This is a genomic window from Bacillus sp. 3255, from assembly GCF_031456485.1.
GTDB lineage: Bacteria > Bacillota > Bacilli > Paenibacillales > NBRC-103111 > Paenibacillus_E.
The window spans coordinates 57,252-79,393 of record NZ_JAVDUS010000023.1 but is presented as its reverse complement, the minus strand read 5'-3'; the positions used below and the strand labels follow the sequence as shown (position 1 = coordinate 79,393).

Annotated in this window: 17 protein-coding genes; all 17 read left to right on the top strand. The window is 54.6% G+C overall.

The annotated features are described in order from the left end of the window. The first annotated feature begins 123 nt into the window (after nt 1-123). The 17 genes from J2X61_RS29380 (at nt 124) to J2X61_RS29300 (ending at nt 22,052) form a co-directional block, all read left to right on the top strand. Nucleotides 124-1,410, top strand: coding sequence for a Gfo/Idh/MocA family oxidoreductase (locus J2X61_RS29380; protein WP_274471555.1), 1,287 nt, complete (start codon nt 124-126; stop codon nt 1,408-1,410). A gap of 95 nt (nt 1,411-1,505) precedes the next feature. Then, the gene (locus J2X61_RS29375; RefSeq protein WP_274471556.1) at nt 1,506-2,480 is read left to right on the top strand and encodes a LacI family DNA-binding transcriptional regulator; all 975 of its coding nucleotides are present in this window, start codon (nt 1,506-1,508) and stop codon (nt 2,478-2,480) included. A gap of 77 nt (nt 2,481-2,557) precedes the next feature. Next, entirely contained in the window at nt 2,558-3,880 is a 1,323-nt protein-coding gene (locus J2X61_RS29370) for an ABC transporter substrate-binding protein (protein ID WP_274471558.1), read from the top strand. A gap of 36 nt (nt 3,881-3,916) precedes the next feature. Next, nucleotides 3,917-4,804: a carbohydrate ABC transporter permease gene (locus tag J2X61_RS29365; RefSeq protein WP_274471560.1), complete on the top strand. Its 888-nt coding sequence runs from the start codon at nt 3,917-3,919 to the stop codon at nt 4,802-4,804. Further along, the gene (locus J2X61_RS29360; protein ID WP_274471563.1) at nt 4,797-5,627 is read left to right on the top strand and encodes a carbohydrate ABC transporter permease; all 831 of its coding nucleotides are present in this window, start codon (nt 4,797-4,799) and stop codon (nt 5,625-5,627) included. The genes J2X61_RS29365 and J2X61_RS29360 overlap by 8 nt, the downstream gene beginning before the upstream one ends. Nucleotides 5,628-5,698: 71 nt before the next feature. Next, on the top strand, nt 5,699-7,471 hold the full coding sequence (locus tag J2X61_RS29355; RefSeq protein WP_310193138.1) for an amylo-alpha-1,6-glucosidase: 1,773 nt from the start codon (nt 5,699-5,701) through the stop codon (nt 7,469-7,471). Nucleotides 7,472-7,567: 96 nt separating this feature from the next. Then, complete coding sequence (locus tag J2X61_RS29350; protein ID WP_310193134.1) at nt 7,568-9,415, top strand: right-handed parallel beta-helix repeat-containing protein; 1,848 nt, start codon at nt 7,568-7,570, stop codon at nt 9,413-9,415. 42 nt (nt 9,416-9,457) lie between these two features. Further along, nucleotides 9,458-11,434 (top strand): right-handed parallel beta-helix repeat-containing protein, encoded by a 1,977-nt coding sequence (locus J2X61_RS29345; protein WP_310193131.1) that lies wholly within the window; start codon nt 9,458-9,460, stop codon nt 11,432-11,434. Between the two features lie 14 nt (nt 11,435-11,448). Further along, nucleotides 11,449-12,996, top strand: a complete 1,548-nt coding sequence (locus J2X61_RS29340; protein WP_310193129.1) for an FAD-dependent oxidoreductase — start codon at nt 11,449-11,451, stop codon at nt 12,994-12,996. 124 nt (nt 12,997-13,120) lie between these two features. Beyond that, nucleotides 13,121-14,215: an alanine racemase gene (locus J2X61_RS29335; RefSeq protein ID WP_310193126.1), complete on the top strand. Its 1,095-nt coding sequence runs from the start codon at nt 13,121-13,123 to the stop codon at nt 14,213-14,215. A gap of 25 nt (nt 14,216-14,240) precedes the next feature. After that, the gene (locus J2X61_RS29330; RefSeq protein WP_274471574.1) at nt 14,241-14,633 is read left to right on the top strand and encodes a RidA family protein; all 393 of its coding nucleotides are present in this window, start codon (nt 14,241-14,243) and stop codon (nt 14,631-14,633) included. A gap of 25 nt (nt 14,634-14,658) precedes the next feature. Beyond that, nucleotides 14,659-15,972 carry a M20 family metallopeptidase gene (locus tag J2X61_RS29325; RefSeq protein ID WP_310193122.1) on the top strand — a complete coding sequence of 438 codons (1,314 nt, stop codon included), beginning with the start codon at nt 14,659-14,661 and terminating at the stop codon, nt 15,970-15,972. 5 nt (nt 15,973-15,977) lie between these two features. Continuing rightward, complete coding sequence (locus J2X61_RS29320) at nt 15,978-17,429, top strand: M81 family metallopeptidase (protein ID WP_310193120.1); 1,452 nt, start codon at nt 15,978-15,980, stop codon at nt 17,427-17,429. A 45-nt stretch (nt 17,430-17,474) separates the two neighbouring features. Beyond that, a complete protein-coding gene (locus J2X61_RS29315) occupies nt 17,475-18,794 on the top strand; it encodes an aspartate aminotransferase family protein (protein ID WP_310193117.1) in 1,320 nt (439 codons plus the stop codon). Nucleotides 18,795-18,810: 16 nt separating this feature from the next. Next, nucleotides 18,811-19,569, top strand: a complete 759-nt coding sequence (locus J2X61_RS29310; protein WP_310193114.1) for an SDR family NAD(P)-dependent oxidoreductase — start codon at nt 18,811-18,813, stop codon at nt 19,567-19,569. A gap of 201 nt (nt 19,570-19,770) precedes the next feature. Then, nucleotides 19,771-20,625 carry an alpha/beta fold hydrolase gene (locus J2X61_RS29305; RefSeq protein WP_310193111.1) on the top strand — a complete coding sequence of 285 codons (855 nt, stop codon included), beginning with the start codon at nt 19,771-19,773 and terminating at the stop codon, nt 20,623-20,625. 104 nt (nt 20,626-20,729) lie between these two features. Next, on the top strand, nt 20,730-22,052 hold the full coding sequence (locus J2X61_RS29300) for an MFS transporter (RefSeq protein WP_274471581.1): 1,323 nt from the start codon (nt 20,730-20,732) through the stop codon (nt 22,050-22,052). Nucleotides 22,053-22,142 lie beyond the last annotated feature (90 nt).

The following is a 22,142-nucleotide window of genomic DNA, read 5'->3' as shown; positions in this document are numbered from 1 at the left end:
ATCTTCCGAAGAAATGCGCAAAAAATGCAAAGAAAGTGGGATATAATCGCAAATAATCAGCAGAAAGGAATGATTTATTGCGTTACAATGAAAGCGTTATAATAAGTGAAAGGGGAAGTAGCTATGAATAGAAAAAAATATGCACTGGTCGGTACAGGCGGTCGCGCCGAATTTTTTTATGGAGCACTTGCCGGAGGATTCCGTGATCGTACAGAGCTGGTGGCCTTCTGCGACATCAACCCTGTAAGGTTAGCTTATGCGAACCGGCTGCTTAGAGAAAAGTACGCCCATCCGGAGATCGCCGTCTACGGCGCCGAAGCGTTCGATACCATGATTGAGAAGGAAAAGCCCGACGCCATCATCGTAACGACCATCGACAGGACGCACCATAAGTATATTATCCGTGCCATGGAGCTTGGCTGCGACGTCATTACCGAGAAGCCGATGACGGTAGATGAGGACAAGTGCCAAGAAATTCTCGATGCGGTGAAGCGGACCGGACGCAGCCTCAGAGTCACCTTCAATTACCGTTATGCTCCGCATAATAGCAAAGTCCGCGAACTGATCATGGATGGCGCAATCGGCGAAGTGAATTCCGTGCATTTCGAATGGCTGCTCAGCACCGAGCATGGCGCAGACTATTTCCGCCGCTGGCACAGGGATAAGCGTAACAGCGGAGGCCTGCTCGTCCACAAATCGACACATCATTTCGATCTGGTTAATTTCTGGCTGGGAACCCGCCCGCAATCGGTATTCGCTATGGGCGGTCTGATGTATTATGGACGCGAAAACGCGGAGCGCAGAGGAGTCACGCAATTTTACCAGCGGGCACTCGGCAGCGAAGCGGCCAGAAATGATCCGTTCGCGCTTCATCTGGATACGAACGATCATTTGAAGTCGTTGTATCTCGATGCGGAGATCGCAGACGGTTATCAGCGGGACCAAAGCGTCTTCGGCGACGGAATTAGTATTGAAGATACGCTGGGCGTTATGGTGCGTTACGAGAACAAGGCGGTGCTCACTTATTCGTTGAACGCTTACCAGCCTTGGGAAGGGTTCAATGTCGTATTTAATGGCAGCAAAGGAAGGATGGAGCTGAAGGTCGTGGAACGATCCTACATCAACTCGGCGGGGGCGAAGGAGGATGAAGGGGCACTTTCCTACAAGCAGTTGACCGTCCAGCCCATGTTCCAGAAGGCTTATGAAGTAGAGATTGAAGAAAGAAGCGGAGGGCATGGCGGCGGAGATCCGATTCTGTTGAACGATCTGTTCGGCGAACCGGAGCCCGATCGTTTGAACCGGGCAGCCTCGCATATCGACGGCGCCGTCTCGATATTGACGGGGATCGCAGGCAATGTCTCCATGCGCACCGGACGCCAGATCGGAATCGACGGTTTGGTGAAGTTTTAATATTCCGAAAATTTTGTATTCCTATTTACGAACACGTGTAATATACTTAGAAACATAATAGACATGTGTAGGTTGAAAGGAAGCAAATCCAATCCATGAAAGTAACCATTAAGGATATCGCCCGTGCAGCAGGGGTGAGCCACCCCACCGTATCGAAAGCGTTGAACGGCTCTCCGGGAGTCAGCAAAGAAGTCAGGCAAAGGATCGTCAGTATCGCCGAGCAGATGAATTATATCCCGAATCAGGCCGCCCGCAGACTGGCCGACAAGCAGACACAGACCATCGGTTTGCTATGGCCGAAGTCGGAAGCGCTGTTCTTTCATCACCTCAGCCTGCAGATTCAGCAGGAAGCCGCCAGGCGGGGGCTGGACGTGATGATTTCGCTCGCCGATCCGCCTCGCGGACTGCGTGCGTTCAACGAGCATTTTGTCGACCGGATCATTTTCTGGAGCCCTCCGGGCTGGCAGCCGGACCTGGATTTCATCAAACAGAAGGAGCTCTTCCATGGACGAATGCTGCTGATGGGCGGCGGCGCCCTGAAGGGCGCGCACCGGATCAGTGTGGACCGCAGCGGTGCAATTTATGAGGCAGTACGCTATTTGGCGGCTAACGGTCACCGCAGAATCACCTTCGTCGGGGATTCCTCCGACAAGCAGCTGGGTTTCACCAGAGGCGTTCTGGAACAGCGGCTGGAGTACCATGAGCATTATGTGATTGCCGTCAAAGAGGGGGATCCTTTTCCCGAACATCGGGTTGCTGGGCTGCTGGACAGTCCCGATAAACCGACGGCTTTCATTGTCGACAGCCAATCCTTCGCGTTCGGTCTGATCAAGCTGTTCAGAGACAGAGAGATTCGTGTGCCCGACGACTACTCGTTAATCGTATATGACGAGATTCCAGAAATGGAAAGGTTGGAAATTCCCGTAACGACGGTTGGACCTCCGATAGGGAAGCTGGCTGCACTTGCCTTGGGAATCATTGCCGGCAAAGAGAGGCAAAGCGAAGATCGCATGGAGGATATTGAGATCAAATGCGAGCTGAATGTGCGCAAGTCGACAAGAAGCATCTAAGTGCGCTTATTTACGAACACGTGTAACAAGATGGCTTATACCAAGTTCTTTCGTCCATTCAAAAGGGAGGTTCTACTATGAAAAAGTTCAACCTTATATCCGCATCCGTTTTGATTGTATTTGCCACTGCAGCCTGCTCCTCAGACAAAACTACGAATACGCCTGCTGCAAGTCCGTCCGGCGCAGCGTCCAGTGCGCCTTCAGCCGCGCCGAAAGAAGTCACTTTAAAGATTGGCTTGCCCGGCAGCTATGATATCACAAGCAAGAAAATCATCGAAGGCTTCCAAGCCAAATATCCCAACATCAAGCTGCAGATTGAAGAAGCGCCATGGGCTGATTTTACAACCAAAATCGTCACGAATATCGCGGGCAATAACGCACCGGACATTTGGTTTCAAGAAAATGCCGTCATCCTCGGTTACGGTGCCAGGGGCGTTGCCGAAAATCTCGAGCCCTACATCAAGCGGGATTTGAAGACCGCGGATTATATCGATTCTCTGCTCTCCGCCAAGACGCCTGACGGCAAAGTTTACGGCATTCCGCACGGTGTTAACCCGAACGCGCTCGTGTATAACAAGAAAATCTTCCAGGAGAACAATGTCCCTTTCCCAACCGACGACTGGACCTATCAGGATATGATCGATGCAGCCAAGAAATTGACGAAGGACACGGACGGGGACGGCAAGACGGATGTATACGGTTTCCAGACGGCCAGCTCCATTGCCCAGGGTTGGATTCCATGGATCAAGTCGGTCGGGGGCTCAGCGCTTGATGCGGGCTTGACGAAGGCGACATTCACCGATCCCAAAACGATTGAAGGCTTGACGCGTTGGGCCGATACGATTCATAAGGATAAGATCAGCCCGACCCGTGAGATGCAGACGAACCAGAATTATTTTCAAAGTGAGAAAACGGCCATGACTTTCCTGCAATATTCAGGTCAAGTCAGCTTGAACAAAAACAAGCCTAATCTGGACTGGGACGTCGTTAAGGTTCCCATTGGCTTTAACGGCAAACGGTTCGTCCCTATGGTGGTCAACCAATGGCTGATTTACTCCAAAGCGAAGCCGGAAGCCAAGGAAGCGGCATGGACGTTCCTTCAATATTATTTGAGTGACGAAGCACAAACGTTTCTATCCGAAAGCGGCGCCAGCCTGCCTGTGAAGAAATCGGTGCTCGAAGCTCTCGAGAAATCGACCAGCAAGCCGGCCAATAAGAAGGCTTTCACCAAAGGCGTCGAGGAGGCCGGAGGCACACTGGATGAGAATCCGTCCTGGAATCAATGGCGCGCAGCGGCGACTCCGATATTGAACGATATTCTCGACGGTAAGAAAGCACCGGCTGATGGAGCGAAGGAAATCCAGCAAAAAGTGCAGTCCGTTCTGGACGAGAATAAATAAGCACGGACTCCGGGTCCGGTCGAATGAGGTGTTTCGATGCGCAAACAAGGCTGGTGGGGCTTCTGCTTCACCTTACCTTTTCTCTTACAGTTGGCCGTCTTCTTCCTGTTCCCGTTCTTTTTCTCGTTTTACTTAACATTTACCAAGTGGGATCTGTTCAACGCGCCTCAGTGGATCGGGCTGAGAAATTGGTCGTTAATGGTCCACAACGACGTGTTCTGGATCGCGCTGCGCAATGTGTTCTACTTCGCTCTGCTGTTCGTGCCGGGTCAGACGATGGTCTCCTTGCTGCTGGCATATATGCTGAATCTGCAAATTCGCGGAAAAACGTTTTTTCGCCTGATTTACTTTCTGCCGGTCATTACGCCGTGGGTCGCCGGAGGGCTGGTGTGGCTCTGGATTTACAATAACGAGTTCGGGATTCTGAATTGGGTGCTGGATTCGCTGGGTCTGGACAGGGTGAATTGGGTCCGCAGCGAAAAGTGGTGGCTGGTTATCGGCTCGATCGCCATCGTCAACATTTGGAAGGGGGCCGGATATTCGATGGTCCTGCTTCTCGCAGGGATGCAGAATATTTCCAAAGACATTATGGAGGCGGCCCGGATCGACGGTGCCAACGGCTGGAAATATTTCGTGAAAATAACGATCCCGATCGTATCTCCGATGGTCTATATGGTCATGATCCTGTCGACGATTTCAGCATTTCACGCGTTCGACGTGTTTCTGGTTATGCTTGGCGAGAAGGGGGACATCAACTCCATTCATGACCGGAATATGGTGCCGAACATTCTGATCTACCGCGATGCGTTCCTGAACGCCAAGATGGGCGCTGCATCCGCTTGGGCTTGGGGGTTATTCGCAATCATCCTGCTGGTCACATTGTTTCAGAAAAAAATGGAGAAGAGGTGGGTCCACTATGAATAAACCGTCTGTTGGTCTGCAGTGGGCTGCCTATATCGTCTTGATCGGCGGCATGCTGTTCATGCTGGTGCCGTTCCTGCAGATGCTCTCTACCTCTTTAATGAAGCCGGGCGATGAATTGACGCTGCCGCCCAAACTATGGCCCGAACCGATCGAGTGGAGCAATTACTATAAGGTTTGGGTCGAGGTTAATTTTGTGCGGTACTCGATGAACAGCGTGATTGTCACCGTACTTGATATGGTAGGGATGGTCGTCTCCTGCGCTTTAGTCGCTTACGGACTTGCCTTTTTCGAATTTAAAGGACGCAGCTTTATTTTTCTGGCGATGTTAGGCACGATGATGCTTCCGTCGCAAGTTACGATGATTCCAACTTATTTCATATGGAAAGAGCTGGATATGCTGAATACGTATTATCCGCTGTACCTGCGCAGCTTCCTGGGAGGCGCGTTCGGTATCTTCCTGCTGCACCAATTCTACAAGACCCTTCCGAGGGAGCTGTATGATGCGGCCTGGGTGGACGGGGCGAATCCTTGGACCATCTTCTACAAAATCTACCTACCGCTGACAAAGCCTGCATTATCCGCCCTGGCCGTGTTTACCTTCATCTCTTCGTGGAACAGCACGCTGGAGCCGCTTATTTATTTGCAGGACAAAAAGCTGTATACGCTGCCGCTCGGACTCCTGTTTCTGCGCAATGAAGTGGACAACAAGACGACGATCATTATGGCCGGTTCCGTCATTACACTGCTTCCGGTACTGATCGTGTTTCTCTTCGCCCAGAAGCAATTCGTGCAAGGTGTGGCGTCTTCGGGGTTAAAAGGATGATGGCGGCGCTTCGCGCTGCTGCGGCCCGGTCAACCGAGCCGATGAACTAATAAGAGAGAGGGGAGCTGGAGATGGAAGCCAATGTGCCGGTATGGGCGGATATGCCCGATATGCCCGATATTTGGGGAGAAGGAGCTCTGTTTGCATTCTCAGGACTTGACGGAGATACCGATACACGTTCGCAGTTTGTCGCTGCCGCAGGGTCGGCAGGCTACGATCTGCTTATTCATACGCCTGCCCGGCGGCTGCTTAAACTTCGGCCCGCTGATTCCGGCAAGGTACGGGTCGCTACGGGCGACGTACTGATTGCCGATACTGCCGGGGGAGAGGTGATGATGACGTATGCAGCTTGGCATACGCTGACCGGCCATCTGCCGGGCGATGGTGAAGTGGCTTTAGCGTTCGCAGACGGCGGCCCGGAGCTTATCGCTGGGACGAGGCTCCGGATGGAGGGGCGCACCGATGGCGGACAGCTTACGATCTCGGAGGATGCCGGAGCTGGGGATGTCATCGCGCTTCTGGTGGCGGCGGATGGAAGGTCCTGGGCACTGGCTTTCGGCAGGAGTTCGGCCGAAGCGACGGATCGCGCAGTTGGCGCCCTTCAGCTGGATCGAGATCAGGTGGCGAAGGAACGGCTGGCCGTCTATGCCAAGCTGCCCAAGCTTAGCGATCCTGCAAGAGCAAGGCTGCTGCATAAATGCTTAAGCGTTATGAAAGTGAATACACTTTCTGCCGAAGCATTCATCGGCCAGATATGGTCGACGCCCGACCGGGTGCCGCACAGAGCCATGTGGCTGTGGGATTCCGTGTTTCATTCCTTCGCCATGAACAGGCTGCACGCCGGTACCGCCTGGATGTTCCTCCGGAGCGTGCTCGAGACCCAGCGCGATGACGGAATGATTCCGCATATGAGCAGAGCCGACGGCACCGTTTCTTCCATCACCCAGCCTCCTATATTGGCATGGGGGGTATGGGAGAATTACCGATATACGAAGCGAAGGACCGATCTGGCCTATGCGCTGCCCCGGCTTGAGCGTTATATGGAATGGATACTTCAACAACGGGACGGTAATCGGAACGGTCTTCTGGAATGGATGATCGAGGGCAACCCGCTCTGCCGGTCCGGCGAATCCGGTATGGATAATTCTCCGAGATTCGATGAAGCGGCTCAGCTGGATGCCGTGGATTTCTCCTCCTATGCGGCCGCCGATATGGGATATATGGCACTGATCGCCGAAGAGCTGGGAGATCGTGAACGAGCGTTGCTATGGTCCCGGCGTTCAGCTGACATGTCGGCGAATGTCCACAGTCAACTGTGGGATGAGGAAGACGGATTTTATTACGATCTAGGCATGGACGGAAGGAAGTCGAAGGTGAAGGCTGTAAGCGGATTCATGCCGTTGCTGCTTGAAGATATACACGAAGCAAGAACAGAACGCCTGCTCGCGATGCTGCACAATCCGCAGCACTTCGGTACCGGACTGCCCATTCCCAGCACCGCCGTCTCCGAGTCTGCGTATTCCACGGATATGTGGCGCGGGCCTGTATGGATCAGTACGAATTACCTGGTTATCCGAGGTCTGCGTAAGCAGGGGAAAGAGGAGGAAGCAAGCAAGCTGGCGGAGAGAACCATTGCTGCCGTGCAGTTCTGGTATGAGCGGCATGGTGTCATCTTTGAATATTTCGATGCCGAAGACAAGAGGCCGCCGTCCGCCTGCTGTCGGAAAGGCCCGCCTTTGCAGCAATACGACATACGCCGGAAGATCGATCCGATCCGTGATTTTCACTGGTCGGCTGCCTTGACCGCTTGCCTGCTGTTAGATTCGGAGGCCATGTCCGGTTAGAGGAAGGAAGAGCGTGTAAGCTGGAAACGAGAAGTATTGTACACCAATGACTCGAACCGCATAGATCCGAATAACTACGATGTAGGAGGGATTATGATGAGGGATTCAGAGCTCCATGATGTCAAACTTCAAGAGACGACCGACACTCAGCACCAGTTGGAAAGCGCCGGACAAGAGGAAGATAACGACCCATCCCGTACAATGACCCGCCGAAGCTTGCTTGGCGTTCTTGGGGCGGCTGGAATATCAGCGGCTGCCGGAGGGGCTGTATGGAGCCTGCTCAGATCGCCGGCAGCAGCGGCAGCAAGTACGGTGACCGGTAATGTGTACGTACGGAAAGGGTTAGATTTGTTAAACACAAGCGACCCGTGCTGGGTTAATGTACTTGACTTCGGCGCCGCCGGAGACGGCATTGCGGATGACACGAACGCCTTCGTGAACGCTGCCGCTACCGGTAAACCGATGATTGTTCCTAAACCGACGGCATTCTATAAGCTGAGCGGTCCGGTAGCGCTAACGGCTTCCATCATCGGTATCGGCATGCCGGAAATCCAGATGAGCGGTTCCAACGGGTCCGATCAGAAACGCATGTTTCTCATCCATAATTATCAGGGCGGCGGACTGCATGTAACGGGACTTTACCTGAACGGCGGTTATACGACCGGCACGGCCGACGAGCAATCCCATCTTGTCCGAATCGCCAATTCCGTCAATGTTTTCGTTCATAACAATATGCTGCATGCTCCATATGGAGATTGTGTCTATATCGGCTCCAGTGTTGGCACCGTGTATCTTGCACCCAGTGAGAATGTGCATATCCTGGACAACGTGCTCAGCAATCCAAGGAGATGCGCGGTTGCCGTCGTTTCCGGGCGCAAGGTATGGATCTCAGGCAATGTCATCAAGGATCCCTTTCCGTATGTGGCCACCATCGATTTGGAGCCGAACAGCTCTTCAACAGGCTCGGATATCGTAGAAGATATTTGGATCGCGAACAATGAGTATTACAGCGAAATTTATTTCATTAACTCATACAATCCCAATACGTCCTATCCCAATAAGCGGATCACCATTACGGGGAACAAGGGCCAAGCGAGGTATTTCTTCCGGTGTAACAGCGCTCCTGCGATCACGGAGCAGGTGACCATCAAAGACAACGATTTCTACGGGTCTGTCTCCGATGCCCGCATGATCCAATGCTCTAATGTGACCAAGGGACTCGAAATCAGCGGCAACCGCGATTATGCGACCGGCGCCGCAGGCTGGAATATCGCGAATACGGCAGCCCCGATCGTTGCGGGCAACCGGATCGAATCGTCACGGGCGATAGCCGTATCGTTTACCAACTGCTCTTCCGTCCAATTCACTGGCAACCTGATCAAGGATATTAACTCGTCCAACGGAGCGGTCCGGTTCGCAGGGCCGCAGGCGACAGGCCGTCATCTGATCGCCGGTAACCAGCTGGTCAATATCGGCAGTGTCGGTTACTGGTTCGGCGGTGTGGTGACGGAGACGCTGTTCGATGGCAATGTGACGGAATGTGCGGGGAAATGCGTGCAAATCGATGCGGCGGCGGCCGGCTCCGACCTTCGGATTACAACCGGAAACGTGTTCGCAGGCACGGGAACTCCCGTATTCGGAGGTGCGAATCTGAAAGCATGGACTTCGCCGGAAATTCAGACGAAGGATGCCATAACGGGATGGGCTGCAGCCGCACCTGTCTCGGGGACATGGAAACGAGGTTCCATCCTGTGGAACGCTCAGCCGTCTGTTCTCTCCCCGACTGGATGGATTTGCGTATCCGACGGCACGCCCGGCGTCTGGGAGCCGATCGGATCGGCGGGTGCGCTTAGCGCTTCGTCTGTGAAGCTGAAATCTCCGGGTGGAAGTGTTTTCGTCGTGGGCGTTACCGACACAGGTCAACTAACCGTTACGCCGGCTTAATATTGGGAACTAATCCAACATCTTGCTAGGAGGGTTATGAGTATGAGTGAGCAACCGTCAAATCCGAATAACGAAATAGCGGAAGTTTCCGCCCAAGACAGAGCAGGAGTGAGGTTCAACCGCAGGAAGCTGCTCGCTTCGATTGGAGCGGCGGGGGTGGCTTTTGCGACCGGCGGCCTGCTGAACGGGAGGTTTCAAAGCGTAGCGTCAGCGCAATCGTCCGTTACCGGGAACGTGTATGGGTCGCTAAATGAGAAAATAAAGCTGAACGATTTGCGCAATCTCGACTTTTGCTTGCCCCTCACGTTGAGCGAGCTCAGAACCTCCGCAGATCAGCTTCCTGATGCCGCCTACTATGTGACGGATGCAGGCAAGGAAGGCTTTTATCTGCTGGACATGGCGGATACGACCTCGGTGGACAATACCGGAACGGTTGTCGTGACAACGCAGGGCCGAAGATTCAAGCGAGTATACGGCGAAACCATCGTGCTTTCCTGGTTCGGCGCCGTAGGGGACGGTACAACCGTAGAAACTCAAGCTTTGCAAAATGCGCTGAACGCCGCTGCCGGCAAGAGACTCTATATCCCGAAGCAGCGGAGCGGATATTATTTGTCCGGCCAGCTGATCGTGCCGAGCGACATTGTCATCGAGTTCGAACCCGGCACCGTGATCCAAGCGATCGACACGCTAAAAAGAGTGGCTCCATATGAACGGCTGATCCGAATTAAGAATGCGAAGCATGTGCAAATCATCGGCAACGGGGCTACCCTGCGGATGAACAAAGCAGCTTTCAGCTCCGGAGAGCAGGCGCATATCTTCGATATCAGCGGATCGGAGAACGTCGTCATCGAAGGGATCCAGGCGAATGACAGCGGGGGGGACGGCTTCTACATCGGCAATTACGAAGCGTCCCAGCCGTATTGCAAGGATATTGTCCTGCGGCACTGCACGGCTAACAATAACCGCAGGCAGGGGCTTTCCGTCATTAGCGTGGACGGATTGCTGGTGGAGAATTGCAGATTCACGAACACGACCGGTACAGCGCCGAAGAGCGGAGTCGATATCGAGCCCAACAATAATTCGGGTCAAGATGTCCTGAAGAAAATCCACTTCGTGGATTGTGTGGCCGAAGGCAATGTCGGGCGGGGCTTCCTCGTCACGCTCCACCGGATGACCGCAGCCAATGAGCGCGTCGATATTACCTTCGAGCATTGCCGCACCAAAGGCAATTCCTTCGGCAGCTCCGTTAATTACGGCGCTGAAGGAGCGAATGCTGTCAAGGGAGAGGTGACTTTCATCGATTGCGTGGCTGAGAAAGAGCAATACGCCGGCTTTTCGGTCCTATCCAGCTCCCCGGAAAGCATTAAAGTATCCTTCGTACGCTGCCGGGCGGTCAATTGCAATACGGTGAATGCGCCCGAAGATCCATATGGCTACGGTTCTTCTTTCATCGTAACGACCGTGCCGCAGTTTCCAAGAAAAGCTATTGGCAATGTGGAGTTTGTGGAATGCTCGTCGATTGAGGAGCGGCCTGTTCCTTTCATTGTTCGCGGATTCTCGATTAAGAAAAACAGTTCGGAGGCTATCCGGGACATCAGGTTCGTCAACTGCACGGCTAAGGGAGGCGCACAGCGTCTGCTGTATGTAGATCCGGCCGCAGACGGCGTGTTCGCCGACTTGCACCCGCAGCCGGAGCTGGCGCTGGCGTCTACTGCAGCGATTGATCCGGGTGCCAACGGACATCTCGTCACGAATACAGGGGCTTCCGGCGCTTCCGCGTTCTCGCTGCCGCCGTCCAAGAAGGGGCAGTTCATCACGGTTGCGGTGGAGTCTCCTTATTCGGTGAAGCTGACGCCGCAATCCGGATCGGCGTTCAGGACGCCAGCCGGTCTCAAGGGAGAACTGAAATCCGCGAATCCCGGCGATTCGATAACCTTGAAGGGGCGGTCGGACGGCAACTGGGATATCACCGGTTATGTTGGCGGATGGTTTGAAACTGCGGCAGAGTCCATGAGATAAGGAGATAGGAAAAGATGGCTGATTTCAGTAAATTGATCTATTATGCTCCGCAAGCGGCGAACGAACCGCCGGAGCATATCCATGCGGACTTGTGTATATACGGTGCAACGCCTGCGGGGATAGCCGCCGCCGTTCAAGCAAGCCGGATGGGGCTTCGCCCCGTCATAGCCGAGTTCGGCTCCCATATCGGAGGAATGACGGCTAGCGGGCTTGGCCGCACGGATGTTGGGAACAAGGAGGCTATCGGCGGCATTTCCCGGGAGTTTTACCGTACGATCGGCAAGCATTACGGCAGCGATGAGCCGGACGGAGCCGCATGGGCCTTCGAGCCGCATGTAGCGGAAGCGATCTATCGAGAATGGTTGGAACGAGCGGAGACGCCTGTTTATTACCTGCAGCATCTGGACTCCGTCGAGATGGAGAACGGCAGGATCGTCCGCATGCGGATGGAAAACGGCAATACCTTCACAGCTTCCATCTTCATTGACGCTACGTATGAGGGAGATCTTCTGGCTCGGGCCGGTGTGTCCTATCATGTAGGCAGGGAAGCGAACTCGGTCTACAGAGAGACGTTGAACGGCGTGCACTTCGGGCATCCGAAGCATAATTTCTATGCCTGGACCGATCCGTACCGGATCGCAGGGAAACCGGACAGCGGCTTGCTTCCGGGCATCAGCGATGAACCGCCGGGCTATCAGGGGCAGGGGGACCGCAGCGTTCAGGCCTACAATTTCCGTATATGTATGACGAATGTTCCGGACAATCGGATCGCGTTCCCCGAGCCGCCGAATTACAATCCCGACCGGTTCGCGCTGCTGTCTCGCTACATACAATCCGGTGTGTGGGATGCCTTGCAGCTGAATAAAATTATGCCGAGGGGCAAGTCCGACCTGAACAACCGAGGCGCAATCAGCACCGATCATATCGGAGCGAATTACGATTGGCCGGAGGGGAGTTATGCCGCTCGGGAGGCGATCTTTCAGGACCATGTGAATTATAATCTGGGAATGCTCTATTTTCTCGCCAACGACGAATCGCTCCCGGCCTACGTACGAGCTGAAGCGCGCCAATGGGGACTGCCTGCCGACGAGTTCAAAGAGACGGGCGGATGGCCGCATCAACTCTATATTCGGGAAGGCCGCCGAATGATCGCCGAGGTCGTGATGACCGAGCATCATTGCCGCAAATATACCGTAGCGGAAGACTCCGTAGGTCTGGCCACTTACACGATGGATTCCCATAATTGCCGCAGGCTTGTGTTGGACGGACGTTGTATCAACGAAGGCAATGTAGAAATAAATCCGATCGGACCTTATCCGATTTCTTATCGTTCGATTGTCCCCAAGGGCGAGGAGTGCACGAACCTGATCGTACCGGTGTGCTTGTCCTCCTCGCACATTGCATACGGTTCGATCCGCATGGAGCCCGTCTTCATGATTCTCGGGCAATCAGCGGCAACGGCGGCGGCACTCGCCTTGGAGGCCGGCTGCGCCGTGCAGGAGATCGACTACGCCAAGCTCCGTGAAAGATTAGTGCTGGACGGACAGGTGCTGAATGCGTAGTTCTTTGTCTTGAGATAGCTGCCTGACGCTGGGAATCGTCAGGCTTTTTTTGTCGAACGTGAACGCTGTTGGTGGCTTAGTGGACAAAGCGATTGAGTAGGAGGCGGTTATCATAGCCGGATTATTGGACGTAGCGGAGCTGGAAACACCGGCTGTGCTTATTGAGCTGGACGTACTTGAACGAAATATCAAGCTCACTGCGGAGCTGGCCAAACAGGCCGGAGTGAAACTGAGACCGCATTTCAAGACACACAAGAACGTTTGGATCGCACGTCAACAAATGGATTACGGCGCTTGCGGCCTGACGGTCGCCAAGCTTGGCGAAGCTGAAGTGCTTGCGGATGCGGGAATCGAGGATATACTTGTCGCCTTCCCGATTGTCGGTGAAGCCAAGCTTGCCAGGCTGCGTGCGTTGATCGAACGCGGGATCAAGATTACCGTATCCGCGGATCATGCTGACGTAGCCCGAGGTATATCCCGATTAGGCGAATCGCTTCAGCGCCGTATTCCGCTGTATATCGATGTGAATACCGGCCTGAACCGCTGCGGCGGCGAGCCTGGCGAGGAGACCGCCAATGTGGTCCGGCAAATTGCAGAGATGCCCGGTGTGGAGGTGCGCGGGCTGATGACGCATGGCGGTCATGCCTACGGCAAGAAAAGCCTAAGCGAGCTTCGGCAAACAGCTTCTGACGAAGTCGGCGGACTTGTCTTGACGAAGCAGCTGCTTGCCAAGTCGGGCATTCACATTCCCGACATCAGCGTCGGGTCGACTCCGACCTCCAAGTTTATTGCGGAACAGACAGGCGCGACGGAAACGAGACCGGGCGCTTACGTATTCGGCGACATCGCCCAGCTGGCGATCGGTTCCATCACGATGGATGATCTTGCAATGAGCATCTTGGCTACCGTTGTCGCTGCGCCCCGGCCCGGGACCATCATTATCGACGCAGGTTCCAAAACCTTCAGCAGCGACACCAATCCGCACCGCCCGGGTTACGGCTTTCTCCGAAACGATCCGTCGGTGTTCATTGAACGGCTTAGCGAGGAGCACGGCATCGTTGCAGTTCCCGAAGGGGCGAGGTTTGCTATCGGAGACCGGCTCGAATTCATTCCCAATCATTGCTGTACGGTAACTAATCTTCACAACACCTTACAAGGCGTGCGTCATGGGAAGGTTGAGAGACCGATAACCGTCGACGCTCGCGGGCGTATCCAATAACTTTCATAAAGAGAGGTTGATTACAATGTCTATCGCTTCCAACGTTCCTCAGGCACCGCAATTCCCGCTGCCGTTCTCTCATGCCGTTATCGCGGGAGATTTCGTATATGTTTCCGGCCAGGTTGGCGTGGATCCCGTTACGCTTGCTGTTGCCGGTCCGACCATTGAAGATCAGACCCGGCAGTGTCTGCGGAATATCGAAATCATCTTGGAGCAGGTGGGACTTACGCTGGATCATGTCGTCAAATCGAACGCTTATGTCAGCAGAACGGAGGATTTCCCCGGATACAACCGGACTTATGCTGAGATATTCCAACAGCCTTACCCCGCAAGAACAACCGCGCCTGTCGATATGGGAGCGTACTTGGTGGAGATCGACGTCATTGCCTATGCGCCGGCCAAAAGAACGCAGCAATAAAGGACCTTTCAGGAGGGGATGAGGGATGGAACGAGATCTATTGTCGCAAGCGGTCCGCCGATGGGTGGAAGAGCATCGGGAGGAGGCCGTCGGACTGGCGGCCCGACTCGTCCGAATACCAAGCGTCAATCACCCGCCGCATGGGGAAGAAGCGGAATATCAGCGGTTTATGGCCCGATGGTTACAAGAAGCCGGGGCTGCGGTAGAAATGTACCCGCTTACGGACGTACCCGGCTTAAAGGACCATCCCGCTTATATGGACAGCAGGGTGTATACGAACCGTCCCAATGTTGCGGGAAGTTTTTTTGGCGGGAACGGCAGATCGCTGCTATTTTCCGGCCATGCGGATACGGTTTATGAGGGGAATGAGGCTTGGACATATCCGCCTTATGGCGGTGAAGTGCATGACGGCTATCTGTACGGCCGTGGCGCATACGACATGAAAGGCGGCATGGCTGCCGCCATGATGGCGGTGAAATGCCTGATCTCGCTGAACGTTCCCATTGCGGGGACGGTACATATCGAGAGCGTTGTCGATGAAGAACATGGGGGTGCCAACGGGTCGCTGGCCGGGAGATTGCGGGGACCGAATGCGGATATGGCGATCATTCCCGAGCCATCCAATATGCGGCTGTATACGGCACATTTGGGCGGCGGCATCTGGAAGGCGTCTTTCGAAGGGAGAAGCGGGATCGGCTTCGCAGGGGAGGAGCTCGTGAGCGCACTGGATGCGACGGTGGAGTTCGCCGCCATGCTGAAAGCATTCCGCGCCTACCGCTTCGGCAGGATGCCCGCACATCCCTTATGGGAAGGGGGCCGGGAGCCAGAGGTAACGCTGCTAAGCATTTACTCCGGCGACGCAAGCCGCGAGCTGCAAGAGAAGCTTCCCGCGACGGGCGAATTGAACTTCTGGATCGAAGGTTATCCGGGAGTGACCGGAGAGGAGATAATGGCTGAACTATGGGCGTATTACGAATCTCAATCGCCTCATTATCCGACGCTTGCGCAATGCCGACCGCAGATTAAGCCGTTGATTCGATACTTAAGCGGGAGTGAATTGCCCAGGGACTATCGGACAGACAGCTTTATGCGCATCGCCGCCAGTACCGGCGAAAGGGTGCTTGAAGCTCCTGTCGGCCCGCCTCAAGGCGCTCCGTTCGCATGTGACGCCTTTATGTTTAATCTGTATAGCCGTACGCCTGCCATCGTCATAGGTCCGAGCGGGGCGAATGCCCACGCGGCGGATGAATGCCTCGACCTCGATGCTTACGAGCGCTTGATTCGCTGGTATGCGGAGATGATCATTGACTGGTGCGGACTGCTTCCTGCGAAAGGATGAACAAGATGAAGATTGCTGTTCTCGGTGTTTTCCATGAAACGAATACATTTGCGCCGGACATCACGGGATTGGAGGCGTTCAGCTCCGAATGGGTGCTCGGCAATGAAGCATTTGTGAGCCGCTATGGCGGCACGCGGACATCGATGGGAGGCGCAATCGACGCTCTCTGCGGTGAGGACATTCAGCTGGCCTGCGGATTGTATGCCGGAGCGACACCGAGCGGGATTGTGGCAGCGGAAGCGGCGGAACGGCTGATTGATGCCTTCTCCGGTTCGCTGGATGTGACATCGGACGGTGTACTGGTCATTCTGCATGGGGCAATGGTTGCTGAAGGTCTTCCCGATGTGGAAGGCGAACTGCTGCGGCGGGTGCGAGAGCGGATCGGCCCGTCCAAGCCGATTGTGGCGACGCTGGATCTGCACGCGAACATAAGTCCGGAAATGGCGCGCTTGGCCAATATTCTCGTAGGCTACGATACGTATCCGCATATCGATGCATATGAGCGTGCGGTTGAAGCAGCCCAACTGCTGATTCGCACGGTCAGCGGTAACATTGTGCCTACGCTTGCCCTCGCCAAGCCCGGTATGCTGGTTGTTCCTCAGGTGATGCTGACTCACGAGGAGGGGCCGATGAAGGAATTGATGGACCGTGCGTTTGCCATGGAGCTTGAGCCGAACGTACTGAACGTTACGGTGGCGGGAGGATTCCCCTACAGTGACGTGCCGGACGCGGGTCTATCCTTCGTGGTGACGACCGAGAATGATCTTACGCTAGCGGAGTGCTATGCCGAGGAGCTGAAGCGGATGGCCTGGGATCGCAGGCACCTGTTCACCTATGCGGATTTGCCGGTGGAGGAAGCGGTGTCCCGCGCAATGGAGATTCCCGAAGGCCCCGTCATCCTGGTGGAAGGCTCGGATAATGTCGGAGGCGGAGCACCTGCGGATGCCACCCATACGTTGGTTCATCTCATCAACCCTGTAAGAAGAACGCTTATCGTCATTCGCGACGAAGAAGCCGCTGCAGCCGCACACGAGCTCGGTGTCGGAGCCGAATACGACGGCCATATCGGAGGAAGAAGCGGTCGTCTGCACGGTGAACCCGTACGGATACGGGGAATCATCCGGACGCTGTTCGACGGTCGTTATACGCATATCGGTCCTTATATGACCGGACAGCGGGCGGATATGGGGAAAACCGCGGTGATCGAAGCAGGATTGCTTACGGTCATGGTAACGGAAAAGCGAACCGCTCCCTGGGATCCGGGCCATATCCGTTCGGCGGGACTTCAAGCAGACGATTATCATGTGATTGTCGTCAAATCGGCCGTAGCCTGGAAGACGGCATTCGGATCGATTTGCAAGGCTGTCATCCCGGTCGATACGCCGGGCTGCTGCAGCTCCAACCTGTCTCATTTTCCATATAAACAAATCCAACGTCCTGTTTTTCCGTTGGATTAAACAATATCAACCATTTGAGAATGTATTTTAGGGGGTAAATCCGCTATGCGAACAACTGAACGTTCCAAAGCTAACTATGAGCGGGCGCGGCAGCATCTTGCCGGGGGAGTCGCCAGCTCGCTGCGCGCTGCGATGAAGCCGGTTCCGTTATATGCCGAATCGGCCAAAGGCGCCCGGCTGCAGGATGTAGATGGAAATACCTACATCGATTATTTACTTGCTTACGGACCGTTGATTCTGGGGCATGCTCACGACGGATTAACGGATTCCATCTTAGCCGCGATGCGCAAAGGGTATACGTACGGGCTGCAGCATGAAGGCGAGATCGAGCTTGCCGACCTGCTGGTGGAAGTGCTTCCCTGCGCGGATAAGGTCGCGCTCAGCGGTTCAGGAACCGAAGCGGTCATGCTAGCGTTACGCCTCGCCCGAGCCCATACGGGTAAAAGCAAGGTCGTCCGTTTCCACGGGCATTATCACGGCTGGTCCGACTCGATCTTCACCTCTTTTCCCGGTGCGGGTTTGAGCGAACCGGCAGGTGATGGAGGAACTTCTGCGTTACCTCCGGTACCTCCGGGAACGAAGGGGCAAAGCGGTAACAGTCTGGACGATATCATCCTGCTCCCATGGAACGACCCGGCAGCGCTGGAATCGACGCTAAGGAGCCGGGCTTCCGAGATTGCCGCCGTGATCTCGGAGCCGGTTATGTGCAATTCGGGCTGCCTTCAACCAAAGCCCGGGTATTTGGAGCTGGTCCGCCGCTTAACGAAGGAGCTGGGGATCGTTTTTATATTGGATGAAGTCATTACAGGCTTCAGGTTAAGTCTTGGGGGCGCGCATGGCCGGTTCGGCATCCAGCCGGATCTGGTCACCATCGGCAAAGCGATGGGCGGCGGAATGGCCGTCAGCGCCGTTGCCGGCTCAACCGAGCTTATGCAGCATATCGACACCTCGGCGGTCAGTCATCTGGGAACCTTGAACGGGAACGGCGTGGCCACGGCCGCTGCACTGACGACGATCCGAGAGCTGGCCCAAGATGAAGGGGCCTCTTTCAAACGTATGGAAGATTTGTTTGTTACTTTATCCGCCGGTCTTCGCGGGCTGCTCGGGAAGCATGGCCTCCCAGGCGTCATCAATCAAGTCGGTCCCGTCTTCCATATGATGTTCATCGATGAGCAAGAGGTAGCGGATTTTGATACGTTCAATCGAAGAGATGCAGGCAAATATGCACGTTTCGCTGAACTCATGCTCAGCGAAGGCGTCCTGCTCCGGCCGAACGGCTTATGGTACATTTCGACGGCTCACGGCCTAGCGGATATCGAAGAAACGCTGCTTGCCGCAGATCGGGCTCTAAGTCGTCTCGGTTAAGGGAGGAGGCAAGGATATGCGGCTTAAAGAGAAGGTAACGTTAATTACAGGGGGAGCGCACGGCATCGGCCGTGCCATCTCCCGCCGTTTCGCCCGGGAAGGGGCGAAGGTAGCCATCGCGGATAACGAAGCGGAGGCGCTGGAAGAAGCCGGCGGATTGCTGCGCGCTGAAGGAGCGGAAGTGTTAGCGGTCGTTACGGACGTGCAATGTAAATCCCAGGTTGACGCCATGATCGATCAAGTGACCGCTCGATGGGGCAGGCTCGATGTTGTCGTAAATAATGCTGGTATTTGCAGGCCGTCCCGCTTTCTCGAGATGACGGAGGAAGATTGGGACCGTCACATGAACGTGAACCTGAAAGGCGCGTTCCTCGTATCCCAACGTGCGGCCAAGGAGATGGTGCGTAAGGGAGCGGGGGGCTCAATCATTCAGATGTCCAGTGTGAACGGATTGGCTGCCGAGTCTGAACAAGCCCACTACAATGCATCGAAGGGCGGGTTGAATCTGCTTATGATGTCGATGGCGCTGGAGCTCGCCGAACACGGCATCCGCGTCAATTCGCTATGCCCCGGCTTTATCGAAACGAGGTTGACGCAACCGTTGATTGACAATCCGCAGGCGATTGGGAACTATGTGATGTCGATTCCAATGCGAAAGGTCGGCCAGCCGGAAGATATCGCCGATGCGGCACTGTTCATGGCGAGCGACGAGTCCCGGTACATGACGGGACACTGTATGGTCATAGACGGCGGACAAATCATCAAGCTGTCATAATTCACGTGTATTTCTAACAGGAACAACCCGAGAACCAACCGCTTTACGGGTTGGTTTTTTTATCCACGACAATTTGTTCAAGTATTTGAATAGGGAGCAGGGGAGGCATGTTGATCTATGTTTTCTTTTCTGATAATATGAATGAGACCATTTTAGAATGATCATTCTCAAAATAAAAATATTTTAAAGGAGATTTGTATGATGACTACCATTGGGGCAACAGCTGAAACCGTTGAGACTTCTTATCTCGATGTCAAAGGAATTCGATTGGCCTACCGCATTTTTGGCAAACCATCGGAAGTACCGCTTGTGTGCTGCCAACGTTTCCGGGGAACGATGGATGATTGGGATCCTGCCGTAGTGAATGCATTGGCGAAAGAACGAACGGTGATCCTATTCGATAGTGCCGGTGTCGGGCTATCTGCCGGAGAGGTTGCCGAAACGTTCTATGGAACCGGGGAATATGCGATTGCATTTATTGAGGCGCTTGGTCTGAAGCAAGTGGATCTGCTCGGGTTTTCGATGGGGGGTTATATCGCGCAGATCGTAACGATTACTCGTCCGGACTTGGTTCGCCGATTGATCCTAGCAGGGACAGGTGGCGGAACAGGGGAAGGTACGGAATCCGGGAAACCCGAAGTATTCCAAGTTGCGTTCAAGCCGGAGCCTAACGAACCTGAAGATTTCCTTTATTTATTCTTCGAGCCGACGGAAACAAGCAGAACCGCAGGAACCAAGTATTTGGAACGGCTCAATCAGCGAAGAAGCGATGACAGATCGCCGTTAGTCAAGCCGGAATCCGTACAAGCGCAGATCAAAGGAGCTATGGCTTGGAGAACGGATTCAACCTTTGACCGGCTTGGAGAGATCAAGCAGCCTGTTCTTGTGGCCAACGGGGATCACGATATTATGGTTCCCACGATCAATTCGTATATCATTTCTCAAAAAATACCGAACGCACAACTGATCATCTACCCGGATTCCGGTCATGGCTTTCTATTCCAGTATCCGGATTTATTTGCCGCACATGTTTCTTTATTTTTAAACCGGGATTAATTGACAGATGACGGAGGCAGCCGCTTGCATGGCTGCCTTTATTTTGTGTAAATTAGGGGAATAACACTAGCAAATATCTTAGCTGCAGACTGGACGGTATGAATATGAACGATAGAATTGTGATGCCGGTATGGACGATCGGGCTTTTCATCGTGGTCATGAACACGACGATGTTTAATGTGTCCATCCCTAGCATTATTCAAGATTTACACATCACCGCGGATCTCGGCTCCTGGGTCATATCCAGCTATTCCATCGGTTACGCGCTCTCTACGGTCATCTACAGCCGGCTCTCGGATACCGTGACGATTCGCAAGCTGCTCGCCGTCGGCCTGTGCGTGCTGGGATTCTCCTCGGTACTCGGCTTGTTCGCGCACAGCTTCGGCATGCTGCTGACCGCTCGCATTCTGCAGTCCGCCGGCGCCGGCGTCATGGCCGGTCTCGGGCTAGTACTCGCCAGTCGCTATATCCCGGCAGAGCGCCGCGGTTCCGCGATTGCCATGATCTCGGCAGGCAGCGCCATGGCATTCGGGCTCGGTCCGATCGTCGGCGGCATCATCAGCGAGTACTTCGGCTGGAACGGTTTGTTCGCGGTGACCTGCCTTGTTCTCGTTATCTTGCCCGTCTTGCTGCGATTGCTGCCCCGAGAAGAAGCTCCGCCGTTTCGCTTCGATCTGGCCGGGGCTCTGATGACAGTCGTTAACGCAGCCACGCTGCTGCTGGCGGTCACTCAGCTGTCATGGGTGTGGCTTGCGGTCAGCATAGCTTCCTTTGCCGTTCATGCCTGGCATTTGCGCAGAGGGCAGGAAACCTTCATTAACCCGGCGTTGTTGAGAAACGGCACCTTCCTCAAGCTCGTGACGATCGGATTCTGCTTGCTGATCTTGAATCTCGGCAACCTGTTTCTCATGCCGCTCATCCTTGCCAAGGCGTTCAGCCTCAGCGCCATGCGCATCGGCTTGACCATAGCGCCGGGGGCGATTCTCTCCGCGTTCCTGACGCGCTTCGTCGGGCGGTGGATCGACCGCTACGGCAATGTGCGCTTCCTGCTGCTCGGCCATGGCTTGCTGGCGCTTGTTCTACTGAGCTTCTTTGCCATCATTGGCACCTCGCCGGCTGTCATCCTGCTTGGCTACATCGTCTTCTCGCCAGCCTTCTCGGCGACGCTCGCGGCGCTCAACAACGAGACGTCGCGGATGCTGCCCAAGCAGCTCATCGGAGCCGGCATGGGGCTCATGCAGCTGATCCAATTTTTCGGCGGATCCATCTCCGTCGCCGTCTGCGGACTGCTGCTCGAGCTGCAGACGCAGACGCCGCTTGTGTCCTCGTACAAGCATGTGTATGGCATGCTGCTTGCTGTTGGCGTGATCTCGCTGGGCATGCTGCTGTGGTACAAGCAGTCCAAGAACGAAAGACAACCCATCTAGTCGCTTATTAGAAGCACTGCTGCGAATTGGCAGCAGGCTTCTTTTTCTATTTATTGGAATAAAGTAAAAATAAACCACACAAAATAAAAA

Coding starts and splice junctions, on each gene's coding strand:
- J2X61_RS29315 (WP_310193117.1), top strand. CDS start 17,475: ATGCGAACAACTGAACGTTCCAAAGCTAACTATGAGCGGGCGCGGCAG.
- J2X61_RS29305 (WP_310193111.1), top strand. CDS start 19,771: ATGACTACCATTGGGGCAACAGCTGAAACCGTTGAGACTTCTTATCTC.
- J2X61_RS29355 (WP_310193138.1), top strand. CDS start 5,699: ATGGAAGCCAATGTGCCGGTATGGGCGGATATGCCCGATATGCCCGAT.
- J2X61_RS29310 (WP_310193114.1), top strand. CDS start 18,811: ATGCGGCTTAAAGAGAAGGTAACGTTAATTACAGGGGGAGCGCACGGC.
- J2X61_RS29375 (WP_274471556.1), top strand. CDS start 1,506: ATGAAAGTAACCATTAAGGATATCGCCCGTGCAGCAGGGGTGAGCCAC.
- J2X61_RS29350 (WP_310193134.1), top strand. CDS start 7,568: ATGAGGGATTCAGAGCTCCATGATGTCAAACTTCAAGAGACGACCGAC.
- J2X61_RS29300 (WP_274471581.1), top strand. CDS start 20,730: ATGAACGATAGAATTGTGATGCCGGTATGGACGATCGGGCTTTTCATC.
- J2X61_RS29320 (WP_310193120.1), top strand. CDS start 15,978: ATGAAGATTGCTGTTCTCGGTGTTTTCCATGAAACGAATACATTTGCG.
- J2X61_RS29380 (WP_274471555.1), top strand. CDS start 124: ATGAATAGAAAAAAATATGCACTGGTCGGTACAGGCGGTCGCGCCGAA.
- J2X61_RS29340 (WP_310193129.1), top strand. CDS start 11,449: ATGGCTGATTTCAGTAAATTGATCTATTATGCTCCGCAAGCGGCGAAC.
- J2X61_RS29365 (WP_274471560.1), top strand. CDS start 3,917: ATGCGCAAACAAGGCTGGTGGGGCTTCTGCTTCACCTTACCTTTTCTC.
- J2X61_RS29325 (WP_310193122.1), top strand. CDS start 14,659: ATGGAACGAGATCTATTGTCGCAAGCGGTCCGCCGATGGGTGGAAGAG.
- J2X61_RS29360 (WP_274471563.1), top strand. CDS start 4,797: ATGAATAAACCGTCTGTTGGTCTGCAGTGGGCTGCCTATATCGTCTTG.
- J2X61_RS29330 (WP_274471574.1), top strand. CDS start 14,241: ATGTCTATCGCTTCCAACGTTCCTCAGGCACCGCAATTCCCGCTGCCG.
- J2X61_RS29345 (WP_310193131.1), top strand. CDS start 9,458: ATGAGTGAGCAACCGTCAAATCCGAATAACGAAATAGCGGAAGTTTCC.
- J2X61_RS29370 (WP_274471558.1), top strand. CDS start 2,558: ATGAAAAAGTTCAACCTTATATCCGCATCCGTTTTGATTGTATTTGCC.